We start from the raw sequence: 14,683 nt of genomic DNA on the forward strand, positions 1-14,683 counted from the left end.
TATGCTGAATGACAAGGCCATCCTGGTCGTCGAAGACGAGCCCATGATCGCCATGATGCTGGATGATTTCCTCACCGATCTCGGCTGCCGGGTCATCGGCCCGGCCGGGAATCTCGGTCAGGCGCATGAGCTGTTGAACGCGCATGGTTGCGACGCGGCCATCGTCGATTTGAACCTGAACGGCACGATGGCGCAGCCTCTGATCGAGATCCTTCGCAAGCAGGGCGTCCCGGTCATCGTCGCGAGCGGCTATGGCAGCGCCACTTCGGGCCTGCCGGACGGGTGCCGCGTGGTCGCGAAACCCTATGCGATCCAGCATGTCGAGGAGGCGCTGCGCGCCTGTTTCAGCGACCGACCCTGAGGGCCCGGCGGGACGCTGGCTCAGCTCTCATCCTGTCGCACCCGCCGCTTGCCGCGTATCGCCATACGCAGGATGCGCGAGAGATCCTCGACGGCGTAAGGCTTCTGCAGCAGCTCGAAGCCATGCCGCCCCTCCTCCGCGAGGACGTGGCTGTATCCGGAGGTGAGGACGACGGGCAGGCCGGGGTGTCGCCGCCTGATCTCCAGACCGAGTTCGACCCCGCTGATCCCCGGCATCACCACATCCGAGAAGACGGCGTCGAAGCCGTCGGTCTCGGACAGGAGCCGCAGCGCCTCGTCGCCATTGGCGGCCCAGGTCGTGACGTAGCCGAGATCGCCGAGAAGCTGCGTCGAGAAGGTGCCGACATCGACATTGTCCTCGACGACCAGGATCCGCTGGCCGCCGCCGCCGCTGATCACGCCCGGCCGGGAGGGCTCGGCATCGCCCGGCTGGAGCGCCTCGCGTTCGACGCGCGGCAGATAGAGGGTGAAGCGTGAACCGGAGCCGAGCTCGCTGTCGACGTCGATATCCCCGCCGGATTGTTTGGCGAAGCCGAACACCTGCGAGAGCCCGAGGCCCGTCCCCTTGCCGACACCCTTGGTGGTGTAGAAAGGCTCGAAGATCTGCATGAGCTTTTCCGAGGGGATGCCGGCGCCGGTATCCTCCAGCGACACGGCGACGAATGCCCCCGTTCCGCCGGCATGGCCGCGAATCGGCGGCATGCGCTCCAGTTTCTCGACCGAGATCGTCAGCCGGCCCTCGCCATCCATCGCGTCGCGGGCATTCACCGCCATGTTGACGAGCGCGGTCTCGAACTGGCTGACATCCGCCTCGACGAAGCAATCCTCCGCCCGCACGTCGGAGACGATCTCGATGCGCGCTCCGACGATGCTGCGCAGCATTTCGGTGACCGCGCTGACCCGCACCGAGGGGTCGAAGATCTCGGGCTTCAGCGGCTGTCGACGGGCGAAGGCCAGGAGCTGCCCGGTCAGTTTCGCGGCCCGGTCGACCGTGTCGGAGATGGCGTCGACATAGCGCCGCCGCCTGTCCTCCGCGAGGTTGGGCTTGCGCAGCAGATCGGTGGAGCTCTTGATGATCGTCAGCAGGTTGTTGAAATCATGGGCGACACCGCCCGTCAGCTGGCCGACGGCCTCCATCTTCTGCGCCTGGCGCAGCGCTTCCTCGGCCTTGGCCCGCTCCGCCACCTCATCCGCGACGCGGCGCTCCAGCGTATCGTTGAGGTCCCGGATGCGCTCCTCGATCGCCTTGCGCTCCGTGACGTCGACGGCCGTGCCGAGCAGGCGCACGCAGCGATCATCGACGAAGACACCACGGCCTTTCGCCGCCACCCAGCGGATGATCCCGTCATCCCTGCCGATCGTCCGGTATTCGACATCGTAGAGCGCCCGGCGTGCCGGATCGGCCGCTCCGGCATAGGCGGCGGCGGTGGCCTCGCGGTCGTCCGGATGGAGCCCGTCGTAGAAATCCCGCATCGACACGCTGACATCGGGCGAGATCCCGAACATCGCCTTCACATTCGGCGGCCAGATCAGCTTGTCCTCGATCGGGTCGACGTCCCAGAAGCCGATATCGGCGTGCTCGATCGCCAGCCGCAGACGCTCTTCGCTCTCGCGCAGGCGCGCCTCTGCACCGACCCGCTCGACATGGGACCAGCAGCGCTCGGCGACGGTCCCGACGAGGTCGAGCTCATCCTCCTGCCAGTCCCGCGGCTGATCCTGATGCACCGCCATCATCGCCGCCAGACGCCCGGCCTTCACCAGCGGGCAGCAGATGATCGCGCGGATCCCGATCGCCTCGAACATCTCGCGGCCTTCGCCGGGGGGAAGCTCGGCGCCGACGTCGCGGATGACGAGCATCTGCCCGCCGCGCATGGCGGAAGCGGCCTTCGCCCCGAAGAGATCGAGGCTGTAGGTCCCGGCCGAGGATGCGACACCGGGCGCCACGTAATCATTGCGGATGACGAAGCCGTCATTGTCGTCATCGACATCGGCATAGGCGCAGCGCGAGGCGCCCAGCCGTCGCGCCAGGATCGTGGCGGCCGCCAGCATCGCCTCCTCAGCATCGGCGGAATTGCGCATCGCCTCGTCGAGGTCGCCCAGCAGACGCAGCCTGGCCTCGCTCTTCCGGAGCGCCTCCTCCACGCCCTTGCGCCGGGTGATGTCGGAGGAGATGCCGGCAATGCGCAAGGCCGTGCCGTCCGCGGCGTAATCCGGCCGGCCGCGGACGGCGATCCAGCGCGTCTCGCCGGTCTCCGGCAGCACCACCCGATACTCCGTCTCGTAATCCTCGCGCGCGGTGACGGCTCGCCGGACCGCTTCCGAGCGCGGGGCGCGATCGTCCGGATGAATGAGCCGGCTCAGCTCCGCATTGGTGAAGGGCGCGCCTGGCGCCAGCCCGAAGCTCGCTTTGTAGAGGTCCGAAGCGGTCAGGGTGAAATCCTTGAGATCGAGCTCCCAGGCGCCCATGCCGCCGGCTTCCAGGGCGAAGCGCAGGCGCTCCTCCCCCGCACGGAGGGCTTCCAGCCGCGCCCGCGCCTCATATTGTCGCCGCCTGCCCCGGATCGCCGCGCTGACGAGGCTGACGAGCGTGGTCGGGTGGAAGGGGCGCTCGATGAAGGAGGCGTTGCCCAGCACGTCGAGATAACGGCGCGCGGCCGGGTTCCGCTCGATCCCACCGCCCTGGCTGGTCAGGACGATGAAGGGCATGTCCGACCATTCCGGCTGTCCGGCGATCCACCTGGCCAGCGGGTGCAGATCCGCCGTCGTCAGCGCCTCCTCCGTGAGCAGGACGAGGCCGGCGCCGGCGTCGAGTTCGGCGAGAACCCGGGGCAGCGAGGGGATGGCCTCGGCCGCCATCCCGGCTTCGCCGAGCATCGCGACGGCGATGGCCGCGTCCCGGCCGCGGGGTGCCAGGACGAGGACGCGCTCCGAAAGCGTCGAGCGTTTCACGGGTCTGCGGCCCGCATCACCTGCGCGCCATCGTCGACCAGCGTCGGCACGCCGCGCAGCACCCCCTGGAAATTGACCAGCGGCTCGCCCAGCGTGATCCCGCGGCCGTCGATGCGGAACTCGCGGATCGTGTCCTCATGCGCGCCCGTGCGCTTCTTGACGACGGAGATCGCACGCCGGACCCGGCCCAGCGCCTCGAAATAGCGCAGGAGGATCACGGTGTCGGCGAGATAGGTCACGTCGACCGGCGATTTCATGTCGCCGACGAGCCCGTGCTGGGCCACCGTGAGGAAGGTGGTGGCGCCCTGCCTGTTGAGATATTGCAGCAATTCGTGGATGTGCAGGACCAGCGCCTGCTCATGCGGCATGGCCGCCTGATAGCCGTTGAGGCTGTCCACGACCACCGTCTTGACCCGATGCGCCTCGACCGAGCGGCGCACGCGTTCGGTGAATTCCCCGGGGCTCAGCTCCGCGGCGTCGACCTGCTCCACGAACAGGCTGCCCCCGTCGATCATGCCCTGTAGGTCGATGCCGAGATTTTTCGCCCGGTCGAACAGCAGCCCGAGCTCCTCGTCGAAGACGAAGAGCGCCGCCTTCTCGCCGCGACCCACGGCCCCCTGGATGAAGGTGAGGGTCAACAGCGATTTGCCCGTACCCGCGGGGCCGAGGATCAGAACGCTCGATCCGCGCTCGACACCGCCGCCCAGAAGCGCGTCCAGCTCCGGCAGATCGCTCGTGACGACGTCCCGCGCAATCCGCGTCTTGTGCTCCGCCGAGACCAGGCGCGGGAAGACGCGAACGCCGCCGGTGAGGATGGCGAAGTCGTGGTAGCCGCCGCGATAGCGCCGCCCGCGATATTTGCCGACGCGCAGGCGCCGCCGGTCGCCGCCATATTCGGGCGATGTCTCCTCCAGCCGGATCACCCCATGGGCGACGCTGTGGACGGTCTTGTCGTTGACGTCGGTGGTGAGGTCGTCGAGCATCAGCACCGTCGCGCCCTGCTTGGCGAAATAATGCTTCAGAGCCAGGATCTGGCGCCGGTAGCGCAGCGAGCTCTGCGCGAGCAGCCGGATCTCGGACAGGCTGTCGAGGACGACGCGATCGGGCTTCGCCCGCTCGAAGGCCTCGAAGATGCGCTTGGTCGTCTCTCCCAATTCGAGGTCGGAGGAGTACAGCAGGCTCTGCTGCTGGTCCTCGTCGAGCAAGGTCTCGGGCGGGACGAGTTCGAAGATGTCGATGCCGGTGAGATCCCAGCCATGCGAGGTCGCGCCGGCGCGCAGCTCCTCCTCCGTCTCGGCGAGGGTGATGTAGAGCGAACGCTCGCCCGCGCGCGCACCGGCGATCAGGAACTGGATCGAGACCGTCGTCTTGCCCGTCCCCGGATTGCCTTCCAGCAGGAAGAGACGGCGTCGCTCCAGCCCTCCGCCGAGCACGTCATCCAGCCCGACGACGCCGGTCATGGCCTGACTGTCCAACTGCTTCGTCACGCGGGGCCTCGCATCGATCCAGAACGTCTTACCGAACGAAGCAACCATAAATATGTTGCGCCGGCAGAACACGCTTTTTCGAGAGCGATGCTCTTGCTGCGTATGGGCCGGCGCCGTTGTTTGCGCATCGGCCGAAATGTGTGGTGGCGCGGATCGTCAGAGCATGCGGCGCAGCAGATGGCGCTTGCCGCTGGCTCGATGAGCCAAGGCGAAGGATGCGTGGCCGAGCGCGAGCGCGAGCAGGGCGAAGCCCAGCCAATAGTGCAGGAGATCGGCGGGTGCCTCGAGCCAGGCGATCCGCTCGGATCGCCCCGGCATGACGCGCAGGCCGAAGACCGAGAAAGGCTTGCCCGAGCCGAACTGGCGCAGCAGGGCGATCGCGGGAATGAAGAGCATCAGCCCGTAGAGCAGGGCGTGGCCGAAGCCCGCGGCGCGGTCCGCCAGCCCGTGGCGTATCGGTCGGCGCTCGCGGTTGATGAGCGCCCAGCCGGCCCGAAGGATCACCAGGACGAACAGCACCGCACCGAGCTCCAGATGCCGGCCGCCGACGAAGCGCGTCACGGCCGTGTCGCCGATGCCGACATAGAGCAGCGCGCCGGCAAATTGCCAGAAGAGCAGCAGCGCCATCAGCCAATGCAGGAAGCGGCTCACCAGGCCGTAGGATTCGGCCGTATCGCGCAATCGTGAAATCGGCCCTCTCCTCCGGTGTTCATCCGGCGCTCTCGCCGCTTTTTCAGGTTGTTCCCGAATATAGCGCGCGATCGGCCCGCGATCAGGTCTTCATGTGCTCCGTCGCGACCAACCCACCAGCTGGAACATCCAGGGGCGGAGGCTGTTGCAATTTCCGTCCGCCATGGCGGGCATTTGTCACCCACTTCGCCAACGCGATGTCGGTCGGGCGGGTCGAGCCGGTGTCGAGCGCGCCGGATCGCCGGTCGCAAGACACGCCTGCACGATCGGAGCGACCGTTGCGTATTGGTATCATCGCTCATCTCAAACATGCCATCCGCGAGCCCTTCGCCGGCGGGCTCGAAATGCACACCGCGCAATTGCAGGCGCTGCTGCGCAGCCGCGGCCATGAGGTCACGCTGTTCGCCTCGCTGCGCTCCGAGCCGGAAGAGCATGTCGAGGCGATCTGCGAGGAGACCTCGCTCGCCGATGTCGGCTGCGACGAAGCGCCGGACAAGGCCTTCTTCCTCGAGCACCACGCCTATCTCTCGCTGATGAACGGGCTGCGGCACCGCGACTTCGACATCATCCACAATAACTCGCTGCATTACCTGCCGGTCGCGATGGCGGACGTCCTGCCGATGCCGATGGTGACGACGCTGCATACCCCGCCCTTCGCCTGGCTCGAAAGCGGGGTGCGGCTGTGCAAGGCGCCGCATGCGAGCTTCGTGGCGGTCTCGGACTCGATCAGGCGGTCCTGGGGGCGGATCGCACCGATCGAGCATGTCGTGATGAACGGCATCGATCTCGACCGCTTCGCCTTCGCGGCCGCCCCGGCGCCGGAGCCCTATCTCGTCTGGTACGGGCGCATCGTCCCCGAAAAGGGTCTGCACCATGCGATCGCGGCGGCGGCGCTGATCGGGGCGGCGCTGCATATCGCCGGGCCGATCTCCGACAGGGATTATTTCGACCAGATGATCGCGCCGCGGCTGAGCGGCAGGATCCGCTATCTCGGCCATCTCTCGCATGGCGAGCTCGCCAGGGTCGTCGCCGGAGCGCGCGCCTTCCTGTGCACGCCCTGCTGGGAGGAGCCCTATGGGCTCGTCGTCGCCGAGGCGCTGGCCTGCGGCGTGCCGGTCGCGGCCTTCGCGCGCGGCGCCATCCCGGAACTGCTGACGGAGCGCTGCGGGGTCCTGGCGGCACCCGACGATCCGGCCTCGCTCGCCAGCGCGGCACTCGCCGCGCAGGCGCTCGACCGTCGCGATTGCCGGGCGCATGCGGCAAGCTTCTGCGATGCCGAGCGGATGATCGACGAGTACGAGACGCTCTATGCCGAGATGATCGCGGGGACGAAGCGCCCGGCGGCGCAGGCGGCCTGAGATGCGCGAGCTGCGCGAGGATGGCGGGTCGGCCGCGAGCCGCGTCGCGCGCCGCGCCGTCTGCGTCTGCGTGCCGGCGCGCGACGAGGAGGAGCGGTTGCCGCGCCTGCTCGCGGCGCTCGCGGCGCAGAGCCTGCCCGGTTCGATCAAGGTCGCGATCTGCCTCAACAATACGAGCGATCGCTCGGCGGAGGTCGTCGAAGAAGCGCAGAGGCGCCATCGGGGTCGGCTCGACATGAGATGCGAGATCCGCGCCTTCCCGGCCGCGCTCGCCCATGCGGGATCGGCGCGCGCGGCTGCCATGTCGCTGGGTCTCGAGGGTCTGGCGCCGAATGCCGTGCTCGTCACGACCGATGCCGATACGCGGCCTCCGCCCGGCTGGCTCGCGGCCAATCTCGCAGCCATCCGCACTGGCGACGAGATCGTCGGCGGCCGGCTCGTCCTGGACGAGGAGGAAGCGCTTTCGCCCGAGCTGCTCGAGGGGCGACGCCTCTGGGACCGCTATTGGGACGCGGTACGGCGCATCGAGGACGAGGTCGATCCGGACCCGTCCGACCCCCCTCCCCGCCATGGCGACCATACCGGCGCGAGCCTGGCGATGAGCGTCGATCTTTATCTGAGGGCCGGCGGGGTACCGCTTCTGCCGACAGGCGAGGACCGCGCGCTGGTCGCTGCGGCGCAGGCCGCCGGCGGGCGGCTGATGCACCCGGCCTCGGTCTGGACCAGGGTCTCCGCCCGCCGCGATGGCCGCGCCGAAGGCGGCATGGCCGAGATGATGCGGGCGATGGAAGAGACGGCGCGGCGCGGCGAGCGGTTGACCGCGCCCGCGCTGAGTCATTGGCGCGAGCGCGCCTCCTGGCGGCGGGCGATGCGCGAGCGGCGGCTGAGCGTCGCCGAGCTGATCGCCGCGGAGAACGCGCTGCCGCCGATGCCGCATGATGCCGATCTCGCGACGATCGGTGCGGCGCCGTGACCGGGCCGATCGGCTATTACGTGCATCATCACGGCGACGGCCACCGGCAGCGGGCGCTCGCCATCGCCGCGGCGGCGCCGGGCCTCTTCACCCTGATCGGCACCGGGCTGAAGGGCCGCACAGGCAGCGTGTCCTGCCTCGACCTGCCCGACGACCGGCCGAGCGGCGCATCGGGATTCGACGGCCGCGACGACGCCGAGGACCGGCCGCAGGCGCTGCATTACGCGCCGCTCGGCCATGACGGCGTGCGGGCGCGGATCGCGGCGCTGACGGGCTGGATCGAAACCACCCGGCCGGCGCTGATGGTCGTCGACGTCTCGGTCGAGATCGCCATGCTCGCGCGGCTGGCGGCGACGCCGACGGTCTATGTCAGGCTCGCCGGACGCCGCGACGATCCCGCGCATGGCGATGCGTTTCGCGGCGCGCGAGCTTTGCTGGCGCCTTTCCATCGCGATCTCGACGATCCCGAAACGGCGGAATGGATCCGCGGCAAGACCCTCTATGCGCCGGGGCTCGCGGCACGGGCCGCAGAGACCTCTCCGAAGCGGCGCGATCGCGTGCTGTTCGTCCAGGGCCGCGGCGGTGGCGAAGGCAGCGGCGAGCGGCTGGCGGAAGCCGCGAGGGCGACGCCCGCGCTGGATTGGCGCGCGATCGGCAAGGTCGCGCCGGCGCGCTCCGTTCCGCCGAACCTCACTCTGGTCGGCTGGACCGACGCGCCCGCGGCCGAGATCGCGGCCGCGGGCGTGGTGGTGGGCGCCGCCGGCGACGGGATGGTCAATGCCGTGCTGGCCGCCGGCAAACCCTTCATCTGCCTGCCCGAGCCGCGGCCATTCGGAGAACAGGAGGCCAAGGCGGCACGGTTGCAGGCGCTCGGCGCCGCGATCGTAGCCCGAGACTGGCCAGAGCCCGCCGCCTGGCCGGCGCTGATCGCACAGGCCGTCGCTCTCGACCCCGGCGCGCAGCGTCGGCTGCATTGCCCGGACGGCGCCCGGCGCACCGCCGAGGCGCTGATCACCCTCGCCCGAAAAGGATCCGTCGATGCTTCACCCTGAGAGGACGACCCCGCAGGCGAGCGAGGCGGCAGCCGACATCCTCCTGCCGCTGCGGGCCATTTTCGACCGGCTGGTCGAATCCGGGGCGCGCTACGACGCGGCGCCGCTCTTCCCGATCGATAGCGTCGAGGCGCTGCGGGCGATCGGCGTCCACCGCCTCTTCGCCCCGCCCGAATCCGGCGGCCGGCACTTCGCCGATGCGCGCGCCGAGAACGCGGCGCTGCTCGACCTGCTGCGCCTCGTCGGCCGGGCCGATCTCAGCCTTGGGCGGATCGTCGAAGGGCACGTCAACGCGCTGAAACTCTTCGCCTGGTATGGCAGCGCCGGCCAAAAGGCCGAGCTCGCGGCGCGGCTGCGCGCCGGCGAGTTCTTCGGCGTCTGGGCGACCGAGCCGCCGCCGGGCGTGGCGCTGCATCGCGATGGCGATGGATGGCGGCTTTCCGGTGGTAAGATCTTCGCGACCGGCGCCGGCGGGTTGGCGCGCGCCATCGTCACCGCCCGCGACCAGGATGGCGAGACGCAGCTGGTCGTGGTGCCGGCCGATCTCGCCGGCCGGGTCGACCTGTCGCGCTGGCGGGTGCGCGGAATGCGGGCGACCGGCAGCGGCAGCTATGATCTCGACGGCCTGCGGCCGGCAGCGACCGATCTGCTCGGCGCACCGGGCGATTACGGCCGCGAGCCGCGCTTTACCGCCGGGGCCTGGCGTTTCCTGGCGGTGCAGCTCGGCGGCATCGAGGCGCTGCTGGCCGAAACGCGGGCGGCGATGTCCGAGGCCGCGCGCGGCGATCCGCTGCAGCGCGCGAAATTCGGGGAGGCGGTCGCCGCCGCCCGCACGGCCTATCTATGGGTGCGCGAGGCGGCGCAGCGGGCGGCGGATGAGGCGCCCGGCGCCGAGGATTTCGTGCGCATGGCGCGCGGGGTGGTCGAGCGCGCCGGGCTCGACATGATCGAGCTCGCCGCGCGCATCGTCGGCACCCGCAGCGCCTTCGACGGCGAGCGCATCGACAAGATCAGCCGCGACCTCAGCCTCTACCTGCGACAGGCCGGTCCCGATCATGCCCGCGACCGGGCGGCGGCGGCCTGGCTCGAGACCGATCTCTGGGGCAACGGAGACGGGCTATGGTGATGCGGGCGCTGGCGGCGCGCCGGCTCGACACCAGCGCGATGGCGCAGGCGCGCTGGCTGGTGCTGGCACCCCATGCCGATGACGAGACGCTGGGCTGCGGCGCGCTGATCGCCGAGGTGGCGCGCCGCGGCAGGCTGGCCGGCGTCGCGATTCTCACCGACGGTGCCGGCTCGCATGCGCATGCGGACGCTGTCGCGCGGGCGCGGCTGATCGCGGCGCGGCGGCGCGAGGCCGAGCTGGCTGTCCGGCGGCTGGCCGGCGCCTCCGCCCCGCCGCCGCTGTTTCTCGGCTGGCCGGATGCGCGCCCCTTCGCGCCGGGCTCGGCCGGCTTCGAAGCCTCGCGGCGTCGGCTCGGCGCGCTTTGCCGCCGGCTCGGCGTCGATGCGCTGGCGGTCACCGCGCGCCATGAGCCGCATTGCGACCATGAGGCGGCCTATGAGCTGGCGCAGGCGGTGTCGAAGAGCGCGATCCGTCCCGTGGCGGTCGTCGAATACATCGTCTGGGCCCAGGACTCGCCGGGCAACGGCTATCGCGCGCTGCGGACCGCGCCGATGCCGCTCGGGGCCCGCAACCGCGCGCTCGCCGCGCATCGCAGCCAGATCACCCCGCTGTTCGGCGACGGCTTCCGGCTCTCGCCGGAGAAAATGCGGATGCCGGCCTATGATTTGCTCTTCGAGAGGATCAGCCGCGATGCGCCGCACCGATAGCCTGCCGGCCACCTATTTCGAGGAGATGTTCGCCGGCGATCCCGATCCCTGGCGCTTCGAGACCAGCGCCTATGAGCAGGCGAAATACGCCCACAACCTGTCGGTCCTCGGCCCATCCTATCGCCGGGGCTTCGAGATCGGCTGCGCCAATGGCGTCCTCACCGCGCAGCTCTCCGCGCGCTGCCGAACGCTGCTTTCCATCGACGTCAGCGAGACGGCGCTGGCGCGGGCGCGCGAGCGTTGCGCCGGCGCGGCGGGGGTGAGCTTCGCCCGGATGAGTTTCCCGCAGCAGGCGCCCGAGACCGGCGGTTTCGATCTCCTCGTGCTGTCGGAGGTCGCCTATTACTGGAGCGATGCCGATCTCGACAAAGCGGCGGGCAAGATCGCCGAATTGCTGGCGCCTGGGGGCGAGATGATCCTGGTCCATTGGACCGGCGAAACCGATTATCCGCAGAGCGGCGACGGGGCGGTTTCGCGGCTGGAACGCGCTTTGGCCGGCATCGTCGCGGTGCGGCGCAGCGAGCGGACGAAGCATTACCGGCTCGACCTCTGGGCGCGGCGGGCGCCATGATCAGCGTGCTGACGCTGGTCAAGAACCGCGAGACGCATCTGCAGCGCCTCGCCGAGGGCCTAGCCCGGAGCGCGGTGACACCGGCCGAACTGGTGATCGTCGATATGAGCGACATCCCCGTCGCGGCGCCCGAAGCCGGCTGCCCGGTCAGGCTGGTCCGGCTCGAGACGGCGGAGCTGCCGCTGGCGCGGGCCCGAAACCTCGCCGCCTCCCATGCGACAGCCGAGCGCCTGCTCTTCCTTGACGTCGACTGCATCCCCTCGCGCGCGCTCGTCGGCGCGATGGACGCGGCATTGGCGCGCGAGGACCGGCTGATCTGTGCCGAGGTGCTCTATCTCGGGCCGGACGATCTCGCGGAACCCTGGACGGAGGACGGGCTGGTCGCGTGCGGGCAGCGGCATCCGGTGCGGAATTTCCCCGCGGAGGGTCTGAGGCCCGAGGAGAATGCCGGCCTGTTCTGGTCGCTCGCCTTCGGCATCAGGCGCGCCAGCTTCACCCGGCTCGGCGGGTTCGACGAGGCCTTCAGCGGCTATGGGGCCGAGGACACCGATCTCGGCTTCGCCGCCCGCGAGTCCGGCATCGGCCTGTCCTTCCTCGGCGGCTGCCCGGTCTTCCACCAATATCACGGCGTCATCGACCCGCCGCTCAACCATTTCAGCGACATCGTGGAGAATGCGAAGCGGTTCCATCGCAAATGGCGGCGCTGGCCGATGGAGGGCTGGCTCGCGGCCTTCCGCACCCTCGGCCTCGTGCATTGGTCGGACGAGCAGCTGGACATCATCCGCCGACCGACCGCGACCGAGATCGCCAGGGCGCAGCAGCCGTCATCGGTGACGTTTTAGGAGTTTGGGCCGCGTGACGGCCGCCCGCCGCCGTGGCGGGCGGCAGTTCGGACAAGCCATCTTTTCGCGTTGGGTCCGAACATCAGCGCGGGCGAAGATGGATGATGCCTGGCACCGATACCGGCGCTATCGGGGCGGTTGCGGATGTCTTGGAATGCAGGAGTGGTGCCGCTTGAGGGATTCGAACCCCCGACCCCCTCATTACGAATGAGGTGCTCTACCAGCTGAGCTAAAGCGGCGACGCGGGGAGCCTGTACCAGCCCGGTGGATTCTTGGCAAGGCGCAGCGGTCGCCATACCCCCGCCCGCGGCAGCTGATGATGCAGGACCCGCTGGACGGGGCGCGGCGCAGGTGCCGACCTGTCCGGCGGGATCGACGGGCTTCGCCACCGATCGCCCTCCCCTCGCCAGCGGGCTCGGCCGCCGACGCGCCAGCAGCTCCGTCGCCGGCGCATCCCCCGCTCTTCGGCCCGCTTCAGTCCTTGCGCAGCTTTTCCGTCTCCGGCTTTTCCTGGCCCAGCGCCACGATGCCCCTGCGGATGGCGCGGGTGCGGGTGAAGTGCCGGTGCAGCGTCTCGCCATCGCCGAAGCGGATGGCGCGGGTCAAGACGGAGAGATCCTCGCTGAAGCGGCCGAGCATCTCCAGCACCGCCTCCTTGTTGTGCAGGAAGACGTCGCGCCACATCGTCGGGTCCGAGGCCGCGATGCGGGTGAAGTCGCGAAACCCGCCCGCGGAGAATTTGATCACCTCCGATTGCGTCACCGCCGCCAGATCCTCGGCCGTGCCGACGATGTTGTAGGCGATGAGATGCGGCAGATGGCTGGTGACCGCCAGCACGAGATCATGATGCTGCGGCGTCATGATCTCGACCAGCGCGCCCATGCCTTCCCAGAATTGCCGGGTGGCGGCGATGGCGGCCGCAGCCGTGCCCTCCGGCGGGGTCAGAATGCACCAGCGGTTGAGGAAGAGGCTGGCGAAACCCGCATCGGGGCCGGAGTTCTCGGTGCCGGCGACGGGATGGGCCGGGACGAAGGCGACGCCCGAAGGCAGATGCGGCTGCACCGCCTCGACCACCGAATTCTTGACCGAGCCGACGTCGGACAGGATGGCGCCCGGCTTCAGGGCACCGGCGATCTCCTCCGCCACCGCGCCGCAGGCCCCGACCGGCACGCAGAGGATGACGAGATCGGCGTCGGCGGCGGCTTCGCGGGCGGTCGCGACGACGCTGTCGCCGAGGCCGAGCTCGCGGGCGCGGGCGCAGACATCCGGGTCGCGGTCGGCCAGGACGATCCGGCCGGCGAGGTTCATCTGCCGCGCGGCATGGGCGATCGAGGAGCCGATCAGCCCGATGCCGATGATGGCGACGCTGGCGAAGACCGGCTGCTCCCGGCGCGGCGCAAAGCTCTCGACCTGTGCGGGGCTCATGCCGCGCCCGCCAGGAATTCGGCGAGCGCCGCCACCACGAGGCGGTTGGCCTCTTCCGAGCCGATGGTCATTCGCAGCGCGTCGGGCAGGCCATAGGCCGCGACGGACCGCAGGATCAGCCCGCGGCCGGTGAGGAAGGCGTCGGCCTCCTTGGCCGTGCGGCCCTTCGTCGTCGGGAAGTGGATCAGCACGAAATTGCCGACCGAGGGGGTGACGGTGAGGCCGAGCTTTTCCAGTTCGGCCGTGGTCCAGGCCAGCCACCGGTCGTTATGCGCGATGGCGGCGGCGACATGCGCCTCGTCGGCGATCGCCACGGCGCCGGCCTCGATGGCGGCGCCATTGACGTTGAACGGGCCCCGGATGCGGTTCAGCGCATCGACCAGATGGGCCGGGCCGTAGAGCCAGCCGAGGCGGAGATTGGCGAGCCCGTGGATCTTCGAGAAGGTGCGCGTCATCACCACGTTCTCGCTTTCGGCGACGAGCTCCAGCCCGGCGGCGTAGTCGTTGCGGCGGACATATTCGGCATAGGCCGCATCCAGCACCAGCAGCACATGCGGCGGCAGGCCGGCATGCAGGCGCTTGACCTCGTCGAAGGGCAGATAGGTGCCGGTCGGATTATTGGGGTTGGCGAGGAAGACGATCTTTGTCGCCGGGGTCACGGCGGCCAGAATGGCGTCGACATCGGCGGTGAGATCCCGCTCCTTGACGACGACGGGGGTGCCGGAGGCGGCCAGGATCGCGATGCGATAGACGAGGAAGCCGTGCTCCGTGAAGATGCCCTCGTCCCCTTGGCCGAGATAGGCCTTGGTCAGCATCTGCAGCAATTCGTCGGAGCCGGTGCCGCAGATGATGCGGGCGGGGTCGAGACCATAGCGCGCGGCGATCGCCTCGCGCAGGCGGGTGGCCGAGCCGTCGGGATAGAGTTCGAGCTTGCCGGCCAGCGCCTGGTAAGCCTCGATCGCCAGCGGGCTCGCGCCGAGCGGGGTCTCGTTGGAGGACAGCTTGTGCAGTTTCACCCCCGCCGGCGCTGCGGATTTCCCCGGGACATAGGCCTCGATGTCGAGAATGCCGGGGCGGGGCACGGGGCGGGAGGCTGCGCTGGTCATGGGAGACGGCTTTCGG

Annotated in this window: 13 protein-coding genes and 1 tRNA gene; 8 read left to right on the top strand and 6 right to left on the bottom strand. The window is 69.7% G+C overall.

Features of this window, described 5'->3' with window-relative positions; all coding sequences use genetic code 11:
- The first annotated feature begins 1 nt into the window (after position 1).
- On the top strand, positions 2 to 361 hold the full coding sequence (locus tag ASG72_RS01535) for a response regulator (RefSeq protein ID WP_056708005.1): 360 nt from the start codon (positions 2 to 4) through the stop codon (positions 359 to 361).
- 20 nt (positions 362 to 381) lie between these two features.
- Here ASG72_RS01535 and ASG72_RS01540 read toward each other — a convergent pair whose 3' ends face one another.
- From ASG72_RS01540 to ASG72_RS01550, 3 genes are all read right to left on the bottom strand, one after another.
- Positions 382 to 3,330, bottom strand: a complete 2,949-nt coding sequence (locus ASG72_RS01540) for a PAS domain-containing protein (protein ID WP_056708008.1) — start codon at positions 3,328 to 3,330, stop codon at positions 382 to 384.
- Positions 3,327 to 4,790 carry an ATPase domain-containing protein gene (locus ASG72_RS01545; RefSeq protein WP_056708010.1) on the bottom strand — a complete coding sequence of 488 codons (1,464 nt, stop codon included), beginning with the start codon at positions 4,788 to 4,790 and terminating at the stop codon, positions 3,327 to 3,329. The genes ASG72_RS01540 and ASG72_RS01545 overlap by 4 nt, the downstream gene beginning before the upstream one ends.
- A gap of 183 nt (positions 4,791 to 4,973) precedes the next feature.
- Positions 4,974 to 5,498 (bottom strand): cytochrome b/b6 domain-containing protein, encoded by a 525-nt coding sequence (locus ASG72_RS01550; protein ID WP_244488657.1) that lies wholly within the window; start codon positions 5,496 to 5,498, stop codon positions 4,974 to 4,976.
- Between the two features lie 287 nt (positions 5,499 to 5,785).
- Here ASG72_RS01550 and ASG72_RS01555 point away from each other — a divergent pair, with 287 nt between their 5' ends.
- From ASG72_RS01555 to ASG72_RS01585, 7 genes are read left to right on the top strand one after another with little or no spacing between them, the layout of a single operon-like run.
- Positions 5,786 to 6,865: a glycosyltransferase gene (locus tag ASG72_RS01555; protein WP_056708023.1), complete on the top strand. Its 1,080-nt coding sequence runs from the start codon at positions 5,786 to 5,788 to the stop codon at positions 6,863 to 6,865.
- A gap of 1 nt (position 6,866) precedes the next feature.
- The gene (locus ASG72_RS01560; protein WP_056708026.1) at positions 6,867 to 7,838 is read left to right on the top strand and encodes a glycosyltransferase; all 972 of its coding nucleotides are present in this window, start codon (positions 6,867 to 6,869) and stop codon (positions 7,836 to 7,838) included.
- Positions 7,835 to 8,890: a glycosyltransferase gene (locus tag ASG72_RS01565; protein WP_056708030.1), complete on the top strand. Its 1,056-nt coding sequence runs from the start codon at positions 7,835 to 7,837 to the stop codon at positions 8,888 to 8,890. Before ASG72_RS01560 ends, ASG72_RS01565 begins: the two co-directional genes overlap by 4 nt.
- Positions 8,877 to 10,016 (top strand): acyl-CoA dehydrogenase family protein, encoded by a 1,140-nt coding sequence (locus tag ASG72_RS01570; protein WP_056708033.1) that lies wholly within the window; start codon positions 8,877 to 8,879, stop codon positions 10,014 to 10,016. Before ASG72_RS01565 ends, ASG72_RS01570 begins: the two co-directional genes overlap by 14 nt.
- Positions 10,010 to 10,723: a PIG-L family deacetylase gene (locus ASG72_RS01575; protein WP_082539994.1), complete on the top strand. Its 714-nt coding sequence runs from the start codon at positions 10,010 to 10,012 to the stop codon at positions 10,721 to 10,723. The genes ASG72_RS01570 and ASG72_RS01575 overlap by 7 nt, the downstream gene beginning before the upstream one ends.
- A complete protein-coding gene (locus ASG72_RS01580) occupies positions 10,707 to 11,294 on the top strand; it encodes an SAM-dependent methyltransferase (RefSeq protein WP_056708034.1) in 588 nt (195 codons plus the stop codon). The genes ASG72_RS01575 and ASG72_RS01580 overlap by 17 nt, the downstream gene beginning before the upstream one ends.
- The gene (locus tag ASG72_RS01585; RefSeq protein ID WP_056708035.1) at positions 11,291 to 12,136 is read left to right on the top strand and encodes a glycosyltransferase; all 846 of its coding nucleotides are present in this window, start codon (positions 11,291 to 11,293) and stop codon (positions 12,134 to 12,136) included. Before ASG72_RS01580 ends, ASG72_RS01585 begins: the two co-directional genes overlap by 4 nt.
- A 163-nt stretch (positions 12,137 to 12,299) precedes the next feature.
- Here ASG72_RS01585 and ASG72_RS01590 read toward each other — a convergent pair.
- From ASG72_RS01590 to ASG72_RS01600, 3 genes are all read right to left on the bottom strand, one after another.
- Positions 12,300 to 12,375: transfer RNA gene (locus ASG72_RS01590), tRNA-Thr, on the bottom strand.
- A 235-nt stretch (positions 12,376 to 12,610) separates the two neighbouring features.
- Complete coding sequence (locus tag ASG72_RS01595; RefSeq protein ID WP_056708036.1) at positions 12,611 to 13,561, bottom strand: prephenate/arogenate dehydrogenase family protein; 951 nt, start codon at positions 13,559 to 13,561, stop codon at positions 12,611 to 12,613.
- A complete protein-coding gene (locus ASG72_RS01600; RefSeq protein ID WP_056708037.1) occupies positions 13,558 to 14,667 on the bottom strand; it encodes a histidinol-phosphate transaminase in 1,110 nt (369 codons plus the stop codon). Before ASG72_RS01600 ends, ASG72_RS01595 begins: the two co-directional genes overlap by 4 nt.
- Positions 14,668 to 14,683 lie beyond the last annotated feature (16 nt).

It is taken from the genome of Allobosea sp. Leaf344, assembly GCF_001426225.1.
Taxonomy (GTDB): Bacteria; Pseudomonadota; Alphaproteobacteria; order Rhizobiales; family Beijerinckiaceae; genus Allobosea.

Bases quoted from the DNA above. Each gene is read 5' to 3' on its own strand.
- ASG72_RS01535 (WP_056708005.1), top strand. From the start codon at position 2: ATGCTGAATGACAAGGCCATCCTGGTCGTCGAAGACGAGCCCATGATC.
- ASG72_RS01545 (WP_056708010.1), bottom strand. From the start codon at position 4,790: ATGACCGGCGTCGTCGGGCTGGATGACGTGCTCGGCGGAGGGCTGGAG.
- ASG72_RS01560 (WP_056708026.1), top strand. From the start codon at position 6,867: ATGCGCGAGCTGCGCGAGGATGGCGGGTCGGCCGCGAGCCGCGTCGCG.
- ASG72_RS01570 (WP_056708033.1), top strand. From the start codon at position 8,877: ATGCTTCACCCTGAGAGGACGACCCCGCAGGCGAGCGAGGCGGCAGCC.
- ASG72_RS01575 (WP_082539994.1), top strand. From the start codon at position 10,010: ATGGTGATGCGGGCGCTGGCGGCGCGCCGGCTCGACACCAGCGCGATG.
- ASG72_RS01580 (WP_056708034.1), top strand. From the start codon at position 10,707: ATGCGCCGCACCGATAGCCTGCCGGCCACCTATTTCGAGGAGATGTTC.
- ASG72_RS01585 (WP_056708035.1), top strand. From the start codon at position 11,291: ATGATCAGCGTGCTGACGCTGGTCAAGAACCGCGAGACGCATCTGCAG.
- ASG72_RS01595 (WP_056708036.1), bottom strand. From the start codon at position 13,561: ATGAGCCCCGCACAGGTCGAGAGCTTTGCGCCGCGCCGGGAGCAGCCG.
- ASG72_RS01600 (WP_056708037.1), bottom strand. From the start codon at position 14,667: ATGACCAGCGCAGCCTCCCGCCCCGTGCCCCGCCCCGGCATTCTCGAC.